Source organism: Blattabacterium cuenoti, from assembly GCF_014251595.1.
Classification (GTDB): domain Bacteria; phylum Bacteroidota; class Bacteroidia; order Flavobacteriales; family Blattabacteriaceae; genus Blattabacterium; species Blattabacterium cuenoti_Q.
Genome location: NZ_CP059192.1, coordinates 1 through 19,876, shown reverse-complemented (window position 1 = coordinate 19,876; position 19,876 = coordinate 1). Strand labels below are relative to the sequence as shown.

At 25.2% G+C, this 19,876-nt stretch carries 15 protein-coding genes and 1 other RNA gene; 9 read left to right on the top strand and 7 right to left on the bottom strand.

The annotated features are described in order from the left end of the window. Positions 1-2: 2 nt before the first annotated feature. From H0H66_RS00080 to folK, 3 genes are read right to left on the bottom strand one after another with little or no spacing between them, the layout of a single operon-like run. Complete coding sequence (locus H0H66_RS00080; RefSeq protein WP_185857968.1) at positions 3-389, bottom strand: RidA family protein; 387 nt, start codon at positions 387-389, stop codon at positions 3-5. 6 nt (positions 390-395) lie between these two features. Beyond that, complete coding sequence (locus H0H66_RS00075) at positions 396-2,579, bottom strand: putative LPS assembly protein LptD (RefSeq protein ID WP_238785057.1); 2,184 nt, start codon at positions 2,577-2,579, stop codon at positions 396-398. A gap of 27 nt (positions 2,580-2,606) precedes the next feature. Beyond that, positions 2,607-3,119: a 2-amino-4-hydroxy-6-hydroxymethyldihydropteridine diphosphokinase gene (gene folK, locus H0H66_RS00070; protein WP_185857967.1), complete on the bottom strand. Its 513-nt coding sequence runs from the start codon at positions 3,117-3,119 to the stop codon at positions 2,607-2,609. An 84-nt stretch (positions 3,120-3,203) separates the two neighbouring features. Between folK and H0H66_RS00065 the strand changes: the two genes are divergently transcribed. The 7 genes from H0H66_RS00065 (at position 3,204) to lnt (ending at position 10,892) form a co-directional block, all read left to right on the top strand. Then, complete coding sequence (locus H0H66_RS00065) at positions 3,204-4,244, top strand: rod shape-determining protein (protein WP_185857966.1); 1,041 nt, start codon at positions 3,204-3,206, stop codon at positions 4,242-4,244. A 17-nt stretch (positions 4,245-4,261) separates the two neighbouring features. Further along, positions 4,262-5,095, top strand: coding sequence for a rod shape-determining protein MreC (gene mreC / locus H0H66_RS00060; protein WP_185857965.1), 834 nt, complete (start codon positions 4,262-4,264; stop codon positions 5,093-5,095). Next, on the top strand, positions 5,095-5,610 hold the full coding sequence (locus H0H66_RS00055) for a hypothetical protein (protein ID WP_185857964.1): 516 nt from the start codon (positions 5,095-5,097) through the stop codon (positions 5,608-5,610). The genes mreC and H0H66_RS00055 overlap by 1 nt, the downstream gene beginning before the upstream one ends. Further along, the gene (gene mrdA / locus H0H66_RS00050) at positions 5,607-7,511 is read left to right on the top strand and encodes a penicillin-binding protein 2 (protein WP_185857963.1); all 1,905 of its coding nucleotides are present in this window, start codon (positions 5,607-5,609) and stop codon (positions 7,509-7,511) included. The genes H0H66_RS00055 and mrdA overlap by 4 nt, the downstream gene beginning before the upstream one ends. Beyond that, on the top strand, positions 7,495-8,736 hold the full coding sequence (gene rodA, locus H0H66_RS00045; RefSeq protein ID WP_185857962.1) for a rod shape-determining protein RodA: 1,242 nt from the start codon (positions 7,495-7,497) through the stop codon (positions 8,734-8,736). Before mrdA ends, rodA begins: the two co-directional genes overlap by 17 nt. A gap of 76 nt (positions 8,737-8,812) precedes the next feature. Further along, positions 8,813-9,219: a transfer-messenger RNA gene (gene ssrA / locus H0H66_RS00040) on the top strand. 20 nt (positions 9,220-9,239) lie between these two features. Further along, positions 9,240-10,892: an apolipoprotein N-acyltransferase gene (lnt, locus tag H0H66_RS00035; protein ID WP_317167876.1), complete on the top strand. Its 1,653-nt coding sequence runs from the start codon at positions 9,240-9,242 to the stop codon at positions 10,890-10,892. A gap of 22 nt (positions 10,893-10,914) precedes the next feature. Here lnt and H0H66_RS00030 read toward each other — a convergent pair whose 3' ends face one another. Continuing rightward, positions 10,915-12,459 (bottom strand): NAD(P)H-hydrate dehydratase, encoded by a 1,545-nt coding sequence (locus tag H0H66_RS00030; protein ID WP_185857961.1) that lies wholly within the window; start codon positions 12,457-12,459, stop codon positions 10,915-10,917. Positions 12,460-12,559: 100 nt separating this feature from the next. Here H0H66_RS00030 and H0H66_RS00025 point away from each other — a divergent pair, with 100 nt between their 5' ends. Continuing rightward, on the top strand, positions 12,560-13,738 hold the full coding sequence (locus tag H0H66_RS00025; RefSeq protein ID WP_185857960.1) for a dihydrolipoamide acetyltransferase family protein: 1,179 nt from the start codon (positions 12,560-12,562) through the stop codon (positions 13,736-13,738). Between the two features lie 5 nt (positions 13,739-13,743). Beyond that, the gene (locus H0H66_RS00020) at positions 13,744-14,235 is read left to right on the top strand and encodes an inorganic diphosphatase (protein ID WP_238785056.1); all 492 of its coding nucleotides are present in this window, start codon (positions 13,744-13,746) and stop codon (positions 14,233-14,235) included. Here the strand turns inward: H0H66_RS00020 and aspS are convergent. The 3 genes from aspS to nusA all read right to left on the bottom strand — a co-directional run bounded on the left by aspS (position 14,227) and on the right by nusA (position 19,876). Then, the gene (aspS, locus tag H0H66_RS00015; protein ID WP_185857959.1) at positions 14,227-15,936 is read right to left on the bottom strand and encodes an aspartate--tRNA ligase; all 1,710 of its coding nucleotides are present in this window, start codon (positions 15,934-15,936) and stop codon (positions 14,227-14,229) included. The genes H0H66_RS00020 and aspS overlap by 9 nt on opposite strands. A gap of 5 nt (positions 15,937-15,941) precedes the next feature. Beyond that, complete coding sequence (infB, locus tag H0H66_RS00010) at positions 15,942-18,560, bottom strand: translation initiation factor IF-2 (protein ID WP_185857958.1); 2,619 nt, start codon at positions 18,558-18,560, stop codon at positions 15,942-15,944. A 77-nt stretch (positions 18,561-18,637) separates the two neighbouring features. Continuing rightward, a complete protein-coding gene (gene nusA / locus H0H66_RS00005; RefSeq protein ID WP_185857957.1) occupies positions 18,638-19,876 on the bottom strand; it encodes a transcription termination factor NusA in 1,239 nt (412 codons plus the stop codon).

Sequence of the window (19,876 nt, the reverse complement as noted above, 5' to 3'; positions counted from 1 at the left end):
AATTAATTTTTGTATGCTATTAAAGATATTTCAACATTAGCATTCTTAGGTAGTCCAGAAACTTGAATAGTTTCTCTAGCAGGATAATTTCCTTTATGAAAAAATTTGGAATATACATCATTGATTTTAGGAAAAAATCTTATATCTGTTACAAAAATAGAAGTTTTGATAACATTTTGAAATCCTATTCCATTTTCTGAAAGAATAATTTTGATATTTTCCATCACTTTTTTTGTTTCTATTTCTATATTATTATCGGTATCAAGTTTTTTTGTATTTTCATTAACGGCTATTTGTCCAGAAACAAATAAAAAACCTCCAACAAGAACACATGTGTTATATGGACCATAAGATGGTATTTTTTCTATTGAAAATTTGTTTACTATCATAATTAATTAGTTTTTTTCATTATACTGTATAATGTTTCTCAAATTAGGATCTTTTAATCCTATGAAAAATGACCAAGAATAATTTTGAAAAAAAATCCAGTTAAAACTCATTTCAAAACTTCTTAAATCTCTATTAAAAATAATATTTGCTAATATTACTTTATTTTTCAATAAATCGTAATCCGTATGAAATCTGATTTTCCAATATTTTGTAATATTTATAGATCCATTAAGACTAATAAAGGTCTGAAAAAATTTTTTTTTTGTTAAAAAATTTTCGTAATTGGAATGAATATCAATTTTTAAGTTACATGGAATGGGGTATTTTGCATAATTTTTATGATCAAAAAAAAAGTAATCATAACGATTTTTTCCTTTTTTTTGAAACTCGTTTTTTATAGAAAAAAAATTAATCTCATGATTAGAAGAAAAAGAAAAGTCAAAATATATCATATTATTTTTTTTTTCTTTGTCAAAATTTATTCCTGCTTTATATTTTGCTTCCAAATTTTGGATTAAATCAGTATTTCCCATTACATAAAAATTTTTCCATCCTATAAAATCAGGATCAATAATCCATGAAGAATTGATTTCTTTAAATATTTCTATTTTCTTATAAACAGTATTCCATGGTATTTTTATGATCCAATTGTTATTTAAAATCAAATCGATTCTTCTTTCAAAATGATTTTTGACATTATAAAAAACAGGAGGAAAATATATTATATGAAAAGATAGAATCGGTTTGATTTGATGTTTTATTTGGAAAGTATCTTTAAATTTCCAAATTTTATAAAAAGGAATAGATATTATATTAATTGATAAATCCGTTTTTTGAAAACTTGAAACATAAAAATATGGAGAATTCCATCTATAAAAATCTTTATAAAAAATTTTAGATGAAATCCTTAAATAAGGATCAAAAAAAGGAAAATAAGCCGTCATACTCATATTGTGAGTAAAATCAGTATGAAAATGTTTTTTTTTGTTAAAATCTATGAAGTTATTTAAATGAAATTTATTTTCAATATTTACTTGATTTAAAAAAAAATTTTTTTTATCGCTAAAAAAAGTTTTTCTTGTATGAAAAATTAATTCTGGAATTATAAATTTGATTTCATTTTTTTGATTTTGAATCATATAAATATCCATAAACCATAAATAATTAGATAACTTTTTCCTTATGTTGATATAAGAAAAATTATCGTTTTTATTATGTAAAAAAATATTATCATAATTAATATCGGCGTTAAAATTTATATCAGAATCTGATTTGAAATCAGAACGATGTTTCCATTGAAATAAATAATGTTTTTTTCGACTTGATATATTTTGATAATCAAAATTTATAAATCCATCGTAAGCATATCTTAATTTATATTCTATTCTTGTTTTAATTTTCCATTTTTCAATATCATATATTGATGTATCTACTCTAAAATTTAAAAAATCAGAAATAGGAAAAAATAGACCTAAATCTTCCATATAGATTTTTTTATTTTGAATTCCAAATTTTGGACATATAATACCATAAGATGGTTGGTTCAATTTTATAGGTATATATAAAAAAGGAAAAATAATAGGCATTGGAACTCTATACCAATAAAAAAAAACGGGACCTGAAAAAATATATTTCTTTTCAAAAGAATATTTTAAATAGTCTGTTTTTAAATAAAAATCAGGATAATTATCTTTTTTTTTTAAAAAAAAAGGATCTGATATATATGTAATTTTATTCATTAAAAGATGCTTTTTTTTTTTGAAAATATTGTTAGCTATCAAAATATGATTCTCTTCTTTTATGGAAAAATTTTTTGCTTCTCCTATTTGATTATTTAAGTTTAAGTGAATGTGATCAACTAAATATTGTTGATTTCCTTTTTGAAACAAAACAGATTTTTCTTTTGACTTTGCATATAAGTCTCCATTAATCCAATTAAATTCTATATAATCTGCTTCAATTTTTGTATTATCATATTCTATAGAAGCTTTTCCTTTTAAATACGATTTTCCTTCCTTTATATCATATTCTTGTATATCTGATTTATATTTTAAAACATCTTTCAAAAAAAATAAATCATGTTTTATTTTATGAGGGCTTATATCATTGTTTTTTTCTTTTTCGTTTCCGAAAGAAATAGAAAAAATAAATAATATGATGATGTAAATAAAAAATTGAATTTTATGCAAATTTTTTTTATTTAAAAAAAGTCAAATTCATTTGAATATTTTTTGAACATATAATTTATCCATGCATAATCCTAACATTTCTAAAATAGTTAAATTAAATATTGGATGATTTTTTTTAGGAGCAATTTCACACATAGGTTCTAACACAAATCTTCGTAAATGTAATAATGGATGTGGGATTGTTAAAATACAACTATATATAATAACATGATCATAAAATAAAATATCTATATCTATTTCTCGATTTTGATATTGCTCTTCTTCAAAATATTTTTTTCTTCTTCCCATGATAAATTCTATATTTAAAATATTTTTTAAAAGATCAATAGGAGAATAATACGTTTTTATATGCAAAGCTCTATTATAAAAGATAGAATAATTTTTCATATTCCATGCTTCGCTTTCAAAATATGATGAAAAATCAACAATTTTACCAATATTTTTAGATATTAAAATTAAAGATTTATCTAAATACTTTTTTTTATTTTCTTTGTTACTTCCTTGTAACAAAAATACATCATGTTCTTTATGTTCTTTCAAAGGAAAAAATTATTAATATGTTCAATATACTGAAAAACTGTAATTTTATTTAAATTAGGTATTTATTTTCATAAAATAATACTAATGGGATTAGTAATAGATTTGATGAAAAATCTTTTTACTCAAGAAATTGCTATAGATTTAGGTACAGCAAATACACTTATTATGCATAATAACAAAGTGATTGTCGATTTACCTTCTATCATAGCAATAGATGTAAGAACAAAAAAAGTATTAGCTGTGGGAGAAGACGCTAAACAAATGCAAGGAAAAACACATGAAAATATTAAGATATATAAACCATTAAAGGATGGAGTCATTGCAGATTATCAAGTAGCAGAACTGATGATCAAAGAATTTATCAAAAAAGTTCCGGGTATTAATAACAAATTTTTTACTCCATCATTAACAATGGTCATTTGTATTCCTTCTGGAATCACAGAAGTAGAAAAAAGAGCTGTGAAAGATTCAGCTCAACATCTTAATGCTAAAGAAGTTTATCTCATAGAAGAACCTATGGCCGCGGCTATAGGATCAGGTATTTCTGTCACTAAAGCAGAGGGGAATATGATTATTGATATAGGAGGTGGAACTACAGAATGTGGAGTTATAGCTTTGGGAGGTATCGTTTGCCAAAAATCGATCAAAATAGCTGGAGATGTTTTTACTAATGATATAGCTTATTTTCTTCGTTCTAAATATAATTTGTACATTGGAGAAAGAACTGCTGAAAAAATAAAAATAGATATAGGAGCAGCAATGGAATCCATAGAAACTCCACCAGAGGATATTCATATACAGGGAAGAGATCTTCCTACAGGAAAACCTAAAGAAATGAACCTTTCTTATAAAGAAACAATTCCTGCTTTAGATAAATCCATTTTACGAATTGAAGATGCTGTTATGGAAACACTTTCTAGAACTCCTCCGGAACTTGCAGCAGATATTTATAAAACAGGAATATATATGGCAGGAGGAGGTTCTCTTTTAAGAGGATTAGACAAAAGAATTTCCAATAAAACAGGCCTTTCTGTTTCTTTAGTAGAGGACCCTTTGAGAGCTGTCGTTAAAGGAACAGGAGTTGCGTTAAAAAATATTGATAAATTTACATTTTTAATGAAATAGGGTTATAGATTAATTTTATGCGTGAATTTTTTAATTTTTTTTTGAAGTGGCGTTTTTTCATTTTCTTTTTTTTATTAGAATTTTCGGCTATTTTTCTTTCTTTTTCAAATTCAAAATTTCATAAAAATATTTATGCTGGTTCTTCCAATTTTATGATTGGAAAAATCTATGAAGTAAATTATAAACTACGTCGTTATTTTTTATTAGAAATAGAAAACGAAAAACTTTTAAATGAAAATAAAAGATTACGTGATGCTCAAATATTTTCTAAAATAAGAAAGATATCTAAAGATTTTAAAAAAGAAGATATTAATTATTTACAACAATATATTTTTACACCCGTACAAATTATAAATAACAGTATTCATGAACAGGAGAATTACATAACTATAAATAAAGGCAGTATAGATGGAATCAAACCAGATATGGGTATTATATTATCCAATGGAATTGCAGGAATTATTATAAAAACTTCTACACATTTTAGTATAGCGATTTCTATTTTAAATCCAAAAATTAAAGTAAACGCTAGACTAAAGAAAAATAAATATTTTGGAACTCTTAGTTGGGATGGAATGAATTATGAATATGTGATTTTATATGATATCCCCAGACATTCTACCATACATAAAGGGGATATCGTTGAAACAGATGGAAAATCTGCCACTTTTCCTGAAGGAATTCCTATTGGGAAAGTCTATTCTTATAAATTTGATGAAGAACACGCTAACTATGTAATAAAAGTGAAATTAATGGCTAATTTTTCTACGATAGAAAATGCTTATGTAGTCAAGAATTTATTGAAACAAGAATGGAATAATCTTCAACTTTATAAAGTTGAAAATAAGTAATGAATTTAATCAAAAATTTTATTATTTCTTTATTTTATATTTTTTTTCTTTGTTTAATTCAAATATCAATATTAAATCCTTTATTTTTATTTTTAGGATGCTATTCTTATATATATGTTCTTTTTATATTAATATATCCATATAATGAAAATAAATTTATATTTTTATTTTTTTCATTTTTAATAGGATGGGTGATAGATCATTGTATGAATTCTGGAGGAATCCACGCTTTTTCTTCTACATTATGTGCTTTTTTGAGACTAAAATTTTTACAATTTTTTGATGGAAAAAATTTTATAAATAGAAGTGATTTTTCAATTTATGAATTATCTTTTATTAGGAAAATACTTTACATATTTTCGTTGGTTTTTACACATCATTTTTCTTTGTTAATATTAAAGGTATTGAAAGGAACTATTTTTAATCAAATTGTTTTATTTAGAACAATATTTAGCATTATTTTTACAACTATTTTATGTATTATATATTTTTTTTTCAAAAAAATTAAACATTGAAAAAATTATATAAGTTTTACATTTTTTTGAGTGTTATCGGTGTAATTTTTATAATCAGATTATTTTATATACAAATTTATACAGAAAAGTATATTCTAAATGCTTTTAATACTTCTATTAAACAGGAAATTATTATTCCTGAAAGAGGATCAATTTTTGACAGAAATGAAAATTTATTGGTTTTTAACAAATCTATTTATGAGTTGATAGTTATCCCGATTCTTATCGATGAACATTTTAACATTATGGAGTTTTGTAATCTTGTAGGAATTGAAAAAAATATGTTTTTAAAAAATTTAGAGAAAGCAAAAGCTTATTCTAAATATTTACCATCTGTTTTTTTACCTTTTATTTCGAAAGAAAAATTTGCGACTATACAAGAAAAACTTTATAAATACAAGGGTTTTGATTGGACAAAACGTTCTCTTAGAGATTATAAAGTAGAAAGTTCAGCCAATGTTTTAGGGTATATAGGTGAAGTAACTCAAAAAGATATTAAAAAGGAACCTCATTATTATCAAATAGGAGATTTTATTGGTTGGTCTGGAGTAGAAAAATCTTATGAAAAAGTTTTGAGAGGAAAAAAAGGAGTAAAATATTGGGTAAGAGATAGAAAAGGATGTATTATTGGGAGTTATAACAATAGTAAAAACAATGTTAAAGCTGTAAGTGGAAATGATGTTTCTTTGACTATAGATTGGAATTTACAAAATTATGCTGAACAACTTATGTTTCAAAAAAAAGGAGGAATAGTTGCTATCAATCCTAAAAATGGAGAAATTTTATCTTTAGTATCTAGTCCTATTAATGACCCTAATCTGTTTGTAGGTGTAAATAGATCTAAAGAATTTCAAAAATTAATGAGAAACACAATCGATTATCCTTTATTTGATAGAACGACACAAGCCCGTTATCCACCTGCTTCTCCATTTAAATTACTAACCGAATTAGCAGGTCTTCAAATGGGAGTCGTCGACACCAATACTACTTTTGTATGCTATAAAGGATTTAAATATGGAAGAAAAAGAATTCATTGTCATTCTGGAATTCATGGATATCCTATCGGTGTAGAAACAGCTGTTGCTGTTTCTTGTAATAATTATTTTGCACAAGTTTATAAACGTGTCATAGAGAAATATCCTAAAGACTTGACAAAAGGGGTTAATGAATGGTGTGATATTATCAAAAGTTTTGGTTTTGGAAATTATTTATATAACGATTTAGCTACAGGAGAAAAAGGTGTTATTCCTTCTGGGGATTATTATAATAAAAAATATGGAATAACAAAATGGAATGCGATTACAATTATTTCTAATAGCATTGGACAAGGAGAAATAAATGTAACTCCCATGCAATTAGCTAATATGGTTTGTGCCATAGCAAATCGTGGTTTTTTCTATACTCCACATATAGTAAAACGAATAAATCATCAACCTATATCTAATCCTAATTATACAGTAGCCAAACATACTAAAGTTAAAAGTAAATATTTTGATTTTATTATTAATGGAATGGAAAAAGTTTTTATGATTGGAACTGGAAGAAATTTCAAATCATCTGATATCAGAATGGCTGGAAAGACAGGAACAGCTCAGAATTTTATTAAAATAAATCATAAAATAATTTCTTTACCCGATCATTCTATTTTTATATTATTTGCTCCAGTAGAAGATCCAAAAATTGCTATTTCTGTTATAATAGAAAATGGAGGATTTGGATCTCGTTGGGCTGGTCCCATTGCTAGCCTTATTGCAGAAAAATATATCAAAAATAATGTAAATAGAAAAAACCTTGAAAAAAAAATAATGACTTCAGGATTACAAAAAATATATAGTTCAATAGCAAAAATGAAAAAATTAAACGATTTTTACACAAAAAATTCTATTGATCAAAAGAAATAAAATATTATTAAGAAACATAGATTGGATAGTTGTCGTTATTTATATTATTATGATTTTTTTTGGATGCATGAATTTATATTCTGTATCTCCCGAAAAAGCAGAAAAACAATTAATATGGATATTATTAAGTTTTATTTTTATATTTTTTATTTTTTTGTTTAAACCTATTCATTATAAACATATAACTCCATTTTTCTTTTTATTTACATTATTTCTTTTAATTGGCATATTTTTTTTCGGAAAAAATATTAATGGATCAAAATCTTGGTATGTTTTGGGTCCTATTAGTTTTCAACCATCTGAATTAGCTAAAATATCAACATCATTGATGATAGCACATGTTATGTGTCAGGAAAATATAAAAAATAATAATAAAACATTATTATATATATTTATTATATTAGTATTACCTTCCTTTTTAATATTTTTACAACCCGATCCTGGTTCTTCCATTGTTTTTTTTTCTTTTTTTCTTACTTTATATCGAGAAGGGTTGTCTATTTATTTTATACTTTATTTTTTGTTTTATATTTTTTTATTTGTAGTTTCATTAAATTTATCATCTGGGATGGTAATTTTACTTCTATTTATTATTTTTATATTTTTTTTGATATTTAAGAAACATATATCACTTATTGATTTATGTTTTTATACATTTTTGTTGATTAATTTTTCAGTTTTTTCTATTGTATCTCCACTTTTTTTTCAAAAATTTTTGAAAAAACATCATAAAGATAGAATCAATATATTATTTCAAAATGAATTTGATAGAAAATATAGAGATAATGTAGGGTATAATTTATTATATTCTAAAACCGCTATTGGTTCTGGAAAATTTTTTGGAAAAGGATATCAAAAAGGAATTATTACAAAAGGAAAATTTGTACCAGAACAACATACAGATTATATTTTTTGCACAGTAGGAGAAGAATGGGGTTTTATGGGAAGCATGATTTTAATTATATTTTATTTATTATTTATTAGTCGTATTTATTTTTTGTCTGAAAGACAAAAAGATATTTTTGGAAGAATTTTTGGATATTCAGTTGGAAATATTCTTTTGATTCATATTATGATTAATTTAGGAATGGTTATGGGGCTTTTTCCCACAATAGGAATTGTTTTACCTTTTTTTAGTTATGGAGGATCATCTCTATGGTCTTTTACTGTTTTATTATTTTTATTTTTAAGAATAGACGCTTCAAATCAAACTAGTTTGATTTGAATATAATTGAATTTTTGAATTTTAATTTCAAATATAAGTCATAATAATTTAAAATTTATTATTTTTGTAAAAAATGGGGGCTGATTTTGGATTTGACAGCAAGATAAGTAATAAAAGAAAGCATATCGTGTCACGTAAGGTATTACACGAAAATCAGGCGTTACAAAATATATAAATGGCGAAAAACAATACGCTTTTGCTGCTTAATGTTTTTTTTGGATAAGAACATAGCTTAATCTGCCAAAAATGCAGAAGCAAAATATCTCTCAGGAATTCTTCCTTCTAATTTCTGATATAGAGGTACTCAAAATGTGAAGGATAAGAAAACGGATGATTCTTAAGTTTTCTAAAAATTTTGAATCTGAAATTTTTATTTAAGATCCAAAACTTGGATAAAAATGTTAAAATTTTTTTTGGATAAATATGTAGAAATCTTTTATACTACTTGTTTGGACGCGGGTTCGAATCCCGCCAGCTCCATTTATTTAAGTTAATTATAGAAAATCATTACACAAAAAATTGAATTTTTTATATACAGTGTATTATCAGGTATTCTTTTAGGATTAGGATGGCCTACTGATGGATTTCCCATATATTTATTTATTGCTTTTATTCCTTTATTATATATAGAAAATTATCTGAATCATTCTTTATTTTGTATTTTATTATTTTCTTTTATTACGTTTTTAACATGGAATGCTATTTCTACATATTGGTTGTCTTACGCAAAAAGAACGAATGGAACTTTTGCTATAGAAGCTTATTTAATTCCTGTATTATTTAATTCTTTTTTTATGTCAATTATTTTTTCTTTTTATTCATGGATAAAAAGATATATAAAAAATAAAAAAATAGGATATGTATTTTTAGTTTGTTTATGGATTTCATTTGAAAAGATGCATTTAGAATGGGAATTAAGTTGGCCTTGGCTTAATTTAGGAAATGGGTTTTCTAATAGAACGGAATGGATTCAATGGTATGAATATACAGGAATTTTAGGAGGATCTATATGGATATGGATAGTCAACATTGGACTGACAGAATCGATTATTAAGTATAAAAACGATAAAAATATTTTATTTTTTTATAAGGGAATATTTTTTAATACGGGAATAATTTTTTTTATGATTTTGATTTCATATTTTATATATATAAAATATGAATATAAAAAAAATCAATATAAACGTACTGCAAATGTATTAATTTTACAGCCTAATATAGACCCATATAATCAAAAATATTCTATTTCAACAAATGAATTAATTTCAAAATTAAAAAAATTAATAAATCGAAAAATATCTAAAGAATCAATGATTATCATTGCTCCTGAAACTATGTTTCCAGAAAAAATACCAATCAAAAATATAAATCAAAATAAAATCATTTCTACATTTAAAAATTATTTAATAAATAAGTCTCCAAATACAGTATTTATAACAGGAGTAGAATTATTTACTTTATACCATAAAAATAAGAGTAAAACTTCCTTTCCTATTATTTCAAAAGATAGAAAAAATATACAATGGATAGATATTTTTAATTCAATAATTCAGATCGGTACTCATAATAATATTGAATTTCATCATAAATCTAAACTTGTTCCAGCTGTAGAAACTTTTCCTTATAAAAAAATTTTTTCACCCATATTAGGAAATATATTACTTAATTTTGGAGGAACAGTGATGGAACTTGGAAAAGAAAATTATCCTTCTGTTTTTCAACATCCTTATTTAAAAATAAAAATTGCCCCTATCATTTGTTATGAATCTGTTTTTGGAGAATATGTTTCTAATTTTTTTAGAAAAAAAAATGTAGAATTAATGGTTATCATTACTAATGATGGATGGTGGGATCGATCACAAGGACATAAACAACACATGTATTATGCTCGTATTAGAGCAATTGAAAACAGAAAATACATAGCTAGATCTGCAAATACAGGAATTTCCTGTTTGATTGATGAAAAAGGAGAAATCAAATCATATATTCCTTATGGGAAAGAAGGAGTTTTATTAGATAAAATATATCTCAACCACAAAAAAACTTTTTATATTAAAAATGGAGATTTGATTTCCAAAGTTTGTTTGTTAACAACAGTCATAATTTTATTATATACTGTAGTCATTAACTCTAGTATTAATTATAGTATTAAATGAATTAAAATCAGAATATAAAAATTTAAACCTTAATTTTTAGATAAGCTTCTCCTATATTTTTAATAATATCATTGGCTATGATAGCTTCTTTACTTAATTTTTTTGAAGCAATATCTCCTGCTAATCCATGTAAATAAACACCCATAATACATGATTCCTTTGATGAATAACCTTGAGACAATAAACTCATTATGATTCCCGTCAGAACATCTCCACTACCTGCTGTCGCCATTCCTGTATTTCCTGTACTATTAAAATATTGATCCCCATTAGGGGTTGAAATCACGGAGTGTGCTCCTTTTAATACAATAAAAATTTTATATTTTATAGACATTTTTTTTAGAATCAATAATTTTTCATAGTCGTTTTTCCATGAACCAAATAATCTTTGAAATTCTTTTGGATGTGGAGTAATAATAGCTTCTTTTGGAAGAAGCTCCAAAAGTTTTGATTGAGATGATAATATATTTATAGCGTCAGCATCAATGACTATAGGTATTTTTTTATTTATTTTTAATAAATTTAAAAAAAAAGATTCTACAGCATATACCGTTTGAGGATGAACTCCCATTCCCACTCCTATTCCTATTGCATTTATATTATTATGAGAAATAACAATATTACTGATCCAATTGTCTTTGACGTCTGTATGTACAATAGCTTCTGGAAGTACAGATTGTATTATTTGATACCCACAGGAAGGAATATATACACTTAATTTTCCGATTCCAGTACGAAAACTAGCACTTGACGCCAGTGCTACAGATCCTATCATCCCAAAACGTCCTCCTATAATAGTTCCATGCCCATAATCTCCTTTATGTGAAAATTTCCTTCTTTTTTTTTTTTTATATATACTTAAAACTAATTGATGATCTATATAATAATTTTGAGTTTTTATTTTATTCAAAAAATCATTATTCCATCCAATATTTATCAAATACCATTTCCCAACATAATCTGCATAATTTGGTAATAAAAAACATAATTTTGGAGCTTGAAAACTTAAAGTGTGAGTCGCTTTAATTATTCCTTCAAAATTTTCATGTTTTTTTTCTAAGAATAGTCCAGATGGAATATCTATAGATATAATTGCTTTAAATTTTGTTTCGTTTATGTAATCAAAAAAAGATTTCCAATATGGATTCATTTCGCGATTAAATCCTATTCCAAAAATAGCATCAATCAAATAACTATCCTGATTAAAAAAAGGAAATTGATCTCCTTCATGAATTGTTTTCAAATTTATTTTATGTTCTAATATTTTATTTTTTTGGATTAAAAAATCGTTTGAAAAATGATTTGAAATATTCATTTCATATACAAAAACGGAAGCTCCATATAAATGCAACATCTTAGATAAAAAAAGTCCATCTCCTCCATTATTTCCATTTCCTGCCAATACTATAAATGGAATTTTTTTTAATTTGAAATATTGATGATGATGAATAATCCAATCAAAACAACCTTTAGCTGCTCTTTCCATTAATTGAGTAGAAGAAATTGATTCATAATCCATACAATATTGATCTGCTTTTCTAATTTGATTTAAAGAAAGAATTTTCATTTTTTAAAATGAATTTATTATTTTTGGTTTTGTAAGTTTTCTATTTTGATTAGATTGCAAAATCCGATTCATATCGGCAAATATAAAACGATTTATCTAGATGGCCGAATATAATTTACCCCTTCCAGCCATGGGTGAAAGCATAGCTGAAGCTACTATCATTCGTTGGTTAAAAGAAGAAGGGGAATCTGTAAAAAAAGAAGATATTTTGGTAGAAATAGCTACAGATAAAATAGATACTGAAATATCTTCTCCTGTAAATGGGGTTTTAAAAAAGAAACTATTCGCTCCTAATGAAGTGGCTAAAGTGGGTAATTTTATTGCTATTTTAGAAACGGAAGAAAAATTTTTTTTAGAAAAAATTTCAGTAGAAAAAAGTAAAAAACGTTTTTATTCTCCTCTTGTACGTAGTATTGCTAAAAAAGAAGGAATTAATTTTTATGAATTGGAAACAATAGAAGGAAGTGGAGAAAAAGGACGTATTACTAAGAAAGATATGTTAAAATATATCCATATCAGAAAAAACAATATTATTTTTCCTAAACCTAAATACGATAATGTTAAAAATGAAAATGAAGAAATAATAGAAATGGATAGAATTCGTAAGATTACTGCAAAACATATGATTAGCAGTAAGAATATTTCTGCGCATGTCACTTCTTTTGTTGAAGCAGATGTGACAAATATAGTGAAATGGAGAGAAAAAATTAAAGAGACTTTTCAGAAAAATACAGGAGAAAAATTAACCTTAATGTCTGTATTTGTGGAATGTGTGGTAAAAGCTATAAAAGATCATCCTATGATAAATATTTCCGTTATTGGAACTAATATAATCAAAAAAAGAAATATCCATATAGGATTAGCCACTGCTTTACCCAATGGAAATTTAATTGTTCCTGTAATCAAAAATGCAGATTCTTATAATTTGGTAGGATTAATAAAAATTATTAATGATTTAATAAAAAGAGCTAAATCTAATCAATTAAAACCTGAAGAAACTCAAGGAGGGACTTATACGATTAGTAATATAGGTAGTTTTGGAAATCTTTTTGGAACTCCAATTATACATCAGCCACAAGTAGCTATTATGGCGATAGGTATGATTCAAAAAAAATTATCAGTCATAGAAACTCCAAAAGGAGATTTAATAGGAATAAGATATAAAATTTATTTATCTCATTCTTACGATCATCGTGTTATAGATGGAGTTTTAGGTGGATGTTTTGCAAAAAAAGTAGCTTTATATTTAGAAAAATTTAATTGTTATACAAAAATATAAAAATTATGAAAATCAGTTTTGATGCAATGATTGAGATTCCTAAAGGAAGTAGAAATAAATATGAATTTGACAAAAAAAATAATCTAATTCGATTAGATCGAGTATTATATTCTCCTATGAGTTATCCAACAGATTATGGTTTTATTCCAAAAACTCTTTCTATGGATGGGGATCCATTAGATGTTTTAGTTTTCTTAACAGAACCTACAATACCAGGTTGTTTAATAAAAGTAAAACCAATAGGAATTTTTTTTATGACAGATGAAAAAGGAAAAGATGAAAAGATCATTTGTGTTCCTCTTGCTGATCCAAATTATAATATTATAAATAATATTGATGAAATATCTTTACATACTAGAAAAGAGATAGAGCATTTTTTTTTGGTATATAAAGATTTAGAAAACAAAAAAGTGAAAATAGGACCTTGGAAAGACCAAAAAGAAGCCATTTTTGTGTATAAAGAATCTTGTTTACGATATCAAAATCATTTAACGTAAATGTAATTCTTTTAATTTTTCTTTTTCTAAAAAAGATGGAGTATTTATCATTATATCTTTTCCATAATTATTTTTTGGAAAAGCAATAAAATCTTTTATATTTTTATTTCCTTCTAAAAGATTAACTAATCTATCTAGTCCAAAAGCGATCCCTCCATGAGGAGGAATCCCATATTCAAAAGCTTTTATAAAAAAACCATATTTATATTCGATTTCTTTTTGAGATAATCCTAAATGTTTAAAAATTAAATTTTGTACGTTTTTATTGTGAATACGTATAGATCCACTTCCTATTTCTATCCCATTTATAATCAAATCGTAAGATTTAGAACGTATGTTTTCTGGATTGTTTTTCAAAAAATCAATATCTTCTTCTTTGGGACTCGTAAACGGATGATGTACCGATTTATATTTTTTAGATTCATTTTCCCATTCCAATAGAGGTAAATCTTTAATCCATAAAGGTTTAAAAACATTAGGATTTTTTAAATTTAAAAAATCTGCTATTTTTATCCGTATCTTTCCAAGTTCTTCTCTAGCTTTTTTTTCTTTTCCATAAGAAAAAAATAATAAATCTCCGGGAATAGCTTCAAAATGTTTTACAAAAATTTTTATAATTTCTTTATTTAAAAAGTTTTGATTGGAATGAATAAAAGTTCGATCATATAAGTATTTTATCCAAAAAAAATTTGGATTTTTTATTTTTTTCAAAAAAAAATTTATTTTTTCATGAGTATTATGACTTTTATTAATTTTAATTCCTATTACCAATTCTTGTATTTTTAAAAAATTAATATTTTTCTTTTGAATTAAATCATTCAATTCAATAAAAGGCATTCCAAAACGAATATCAGGAGAATCTGTCCCATACATTTTTATAGCATCATAATAAGAAATAGAAGGAAAAGGATCTAATGAAATGTTCTTTATTTCTTTGAAAATATGTTTAATAAAATGTTCAAAAAATATTAACACATCATGTACTTCTACAAAAGACATTTCACAATCTATTTGTGTAAATTCTATTTGTCTATCAGAACGAGAATCTTCATCTCTAAAACATTTGACAATTTGAAAATATTTGTCTATTCCTCCTATCATTAACAGTTGCTTAAATAATTGTGGAGATTGAGCTAATGCATAAAATTTATTAGGATGTCTTCTAGAAGGAACAACAAAACTTCTAGCTCCTTCTGAAGTGTAATTTATTAATGTAGGAGTTTCTATTTCTAAAAATCCATTCTTAGAAAGAAAATTACGTGTTTCCAAAGATAAATTATGACGAAGAATTAAATTATTTTTAATAGGATTTCTTCTAATATCAAGATATCGATAAAACATTCTAATTTCTTCATTTCCATCGGTTTCATTTTCTATACTGAAAGGAAGAGATAAAGATGAATTTAATAAATCTATATGAGATACCGAAATTTCGATTTCGCCTGTAGGAATATTGTTATTTTTAGATAATCTTTTTACAACTTTACCTTTTACTTTAATCAAAAATTCTTTTCCTAAAAAAAAATTTTTTTTGACTGACTTTTTAGAAATAATCAATTGTGTAACTCCGAAATAATCTCTAATATCTATGAAAAATAAAGATCCTAAATTTCTAATTTTTTGAATCCATCCAGATAATGTCACCTCTTTTCCAATATCTTTTCGACTCAATTCTCCACAATTATGTGTTCTATAAATCATATTGATTAACTTTTTTTATAATATTCAGATGATTCTTCATAAACTTCTATAATATCTCCAGATTTTAGATTATGATAATTTTTAATTCCTAATCCACATTCATATCCTTTTGAAACTTCTTTGACATCTTCTTTGAAACGTTTAATAGAAGTAAATTCTCCATTGTGAATAACAATTCCCTCTCTAATTAATCTTACTTTTGCTTGACGTAATAATTTTCCTTCTATAACCATACATCCAGCTATTGTTCCTGCTTTCGGTATTTTAAATATTTCTCTAATTTCAGCGTTTCCTAATATTTTTTCTCTAATTTCAGGAGATAACATTCCATCCATAGCTTCCTGAATATCGTTGGTCACATCGTATATAATAGAATAAGTTCGTATTTCGATATTCTCTTTTTTGGCTATATTATTGGCTCCAATATTAGGACGAACATTAAATCCTATAATAACAGCATCTGAAGCACTTGCTAATAAAACATCAGATTCTGTAATCTGACCAACTCCTTTATAAATAATATTGATTATAATTGTATTTGTAGATAATTTTTGAAGAGCATCAGCAATGGCTTCCACTGATCCATCTACGTCTCCTTTAAGAATAATTTTTAATTCTTTAAAATCTCCTAACGCTATACGTCTTCCTATTTCATCCAAAGTAAGGTGTTTTTGAGCTCGTATATTTTGTTCTCTTTGTAATTGTTCCCTTCTAGAAGCAAGTTGTTTAGCTTCTTTTTCGTCTTTAAAGACTTTAAATTTATCTCCAGCAGTAGGCGCTCCATTTAATCCTAAGATAGTAATAGGTTTAGATGGTCCTGCTGAAAAAATAGATTTTCCTCGTTCATCTAAAATATTTTTTACTTTTCCATGATGACTTCCTGCCAAAACATAATCTCCCACTTTTAATGTTCCTCCTTGTAAAAGTAAAGTTGTAATATATCCTCTTCCTTTATCTAATGAAGCCTCTATAACTGTTCCTATAGCTGGTTTATTGGGATTAGCTTTTAAATTTAATGATTGAGCAACTAAAAGAACTTTTTTTAATAGTTCATCTATTCCAGTTCCTAATTTAGCTGATATTTCTTGAGTAGTATATTTTCCTCCCCATTCTTTGACTAAAAAGTTTAAACTAGCTAATTGTTCCCTTATTTTATCAGAATTGGCATTAGATTTGTCCATTTTATTGAAAACAAAAAGAATAGGAACATTAGCTGCTTGAGCATGACTAATTGCTTCTTTAGTTTGCTGCATCACTTGATCATCAGCTGCTATAACTATAATCGCAATATCTGTTATTTGTGCTCCTCTCGCACGCATGGCGGTGAAAGCTTCATGACCTGGAGTATCTAAAAAAGTAATACTCTGATTATTAGAACATTCTACACTATAAGCCGCTATATGTTGGGTAATACCCCCCGCTTCCCCTGCAATTACATTAGTATTTCTAATATAATCTAATAAAGAAGTTTTTCCATGATCAACATGTCCCATCACAGTAATAATAGGAGGTCTTGGTTTTAAATGTTCTTCTAAATCTTTATCATCTTGAACAGCTTCTTCTAAATCCAGTCCAACAAATTTAACATTAAATCCAAATTCATCTGCTACTAAAGTTAATATTTCGGCATCTAATCTTTGATTCATAGTCACCATAATTCCTAAAGACATACAAGATATTATCACATCAGTAGCATTGACTTTCATCATGGAAGCCAATTCATTAACTGTCGTAAATTCAGCTAGTTTAAGAATTTTTTCTTCTTTTTTATTTTCTATTTCATTTTGTAAAAGTCTTTTTTCTTTTTTAAACTGACGTTTTTCTTTTCTAATTTTTGACGCTTTTGATTTCATTCCTTTGGAAGATAATTTTTCCAAAGTTTCTTTAATTTGTTTTTTGATTTGTTCATCAGTAATTTCCGATTTTTGTATATTCTTTTTGTTTCTAGATTTATCTATTTTTTTTTCATTAGAATGTTTTTTAAAGGAAGATCTTTTTTCTTTTCCTTTATTTTTCTTTTTTTCTATAGAAATATTTTCTTCTATGAAAATTTCTTTTTTAATTCTTTTTCGTTTTTTTTTAATTTCTAATTTCGTTTTTTTTTTCTCAAATTGAGATAAATCGATCCTATCTCCTGTTAACATGACTCCATCTAATTTTTGATAAATGGTATCAATATGTTCAGGTTTATTATGATGTTTTAATTTGTTATCTATTTTTTTTACTTTATGTATATGTTGATGTAAATTATTTTTTTTTTCTTCTTTAGTCCCATATTTATTTTCTAATGTATCAATATCTATTTTTTCTATTTTTTTAAATTCAATTAACTTTTCCGATTTTGCACGTATAATTGGATAATGTCGAATATGTTTTGATTTTAGTAATTCTTTTTTTATTTTTTCTTTTTCTATTCTTTTTTGCAAAAAAACTTTTTCTGATGCATCTCGTATTTCTTTAAAAGTTTGAAATTCACGAACAAGAAACTTATATATTTTTTCTCCTATTTTTGCATTAGGATTATGTTCTATTTCAATTCCTTTTTTTTGTAAAAAACTAATTACTCTTTGTAAAGAAATGTTAAATTTTGTTAATACTGTTTTTAATCTGATTTTATCAGTCATATAAAAATATAAAATGTATTTTAATGGTAAAACAAAAATAAAAATATTATAAAGAAAAAAAATGAAAAATGATATATTTATACTTCTTCAAATTCTTTTCTTAAAATAGTGAATACTTTATTTATAACTTTTTCTTCCAGATTAGTACGTTTTTTTAGATCATTTTTATTGTAGTTTAAAACAGATTTTGCCGTATTTAAACCGACTTTATGAAATTTTTCCAAAACTTCTGATTCGATTTCATCAGAAAATTCTGTTAATTCTACGTCATCTTCATAAGGAAAATCTCTAAATATATGAATTTTATATCCGGTTAATTGACTCGCTAATTTAATATTTTGACCTCCTTTTCCAATTGCTTTCGATATTTCTTCAATTTTTACATATACATTGACATATTTATTTTCTTCATTAACTTCCATCATAGAAATTCTAGCAGGACTTAAAGATCGTGTAATATATAATTGTATATTAGAGGTATAATTAATAACATCTATATTTTCATTTTTTAATTCCCTAACAATTGGATGAATTCTAGAACCTTTCATTCCTACACAAGCTCCAACTGGATCTATTCGATCATCATAAGATTCTACAGCAATTTTAGCTTTTTCTCCTGGAATACGTGCTACTTTTTTGACTGTAATTAAACCATCCGAAACTTCTGGGATTTCTAACTTAAAAAGTTCCTCTAAAAAAGATTCGTCTTTTCTACTAAGAATAGCAAAAGGTTTATTATCTTTCCATTCAACTCGCTTTACTAAGGCTCTAACTGGATCTCCTTTCCTAAAAAAGTCACTTGGAATTTGTTCTTGTTTAGGTAAAACCATTTCATTTTGTTCATCATCTCTCATAATTATTTGTTTCGGTAAAACATGATAAACTTCTACATTAATTATTTCTCCTATTTTATTTTTAAATTTTTTATAAGTATTTGTATTATCATATTCGTTAATTTTAGAAAGTAAATTTTGTCTTAGAGATAAAATGGCTCTACGTCCTAAAGATTGTAATTCCACTTTTTCTGTCACTTCTTCTCCAATTTCAAAATCAGGTTCTATTTTTCTAGCTGTAGATAATTCTATTTCTTTATTTATATCTTTTACTTGTCCATCTTGTACTACTATACGATTTCTCCATATTTCTAAATCACCTTGATCTGGATTTACAATAATATCGTAATTTTTGGATGATTCATATTTTTTCCTTAAAACGCATCGTATAGATTCTTCTAAAATGGCCATAAGACTCATTCTATCTATATTTTTTTCATACTTGAAATCTGAAAAAGAATCTATTAAAGCTTCATTATCCAT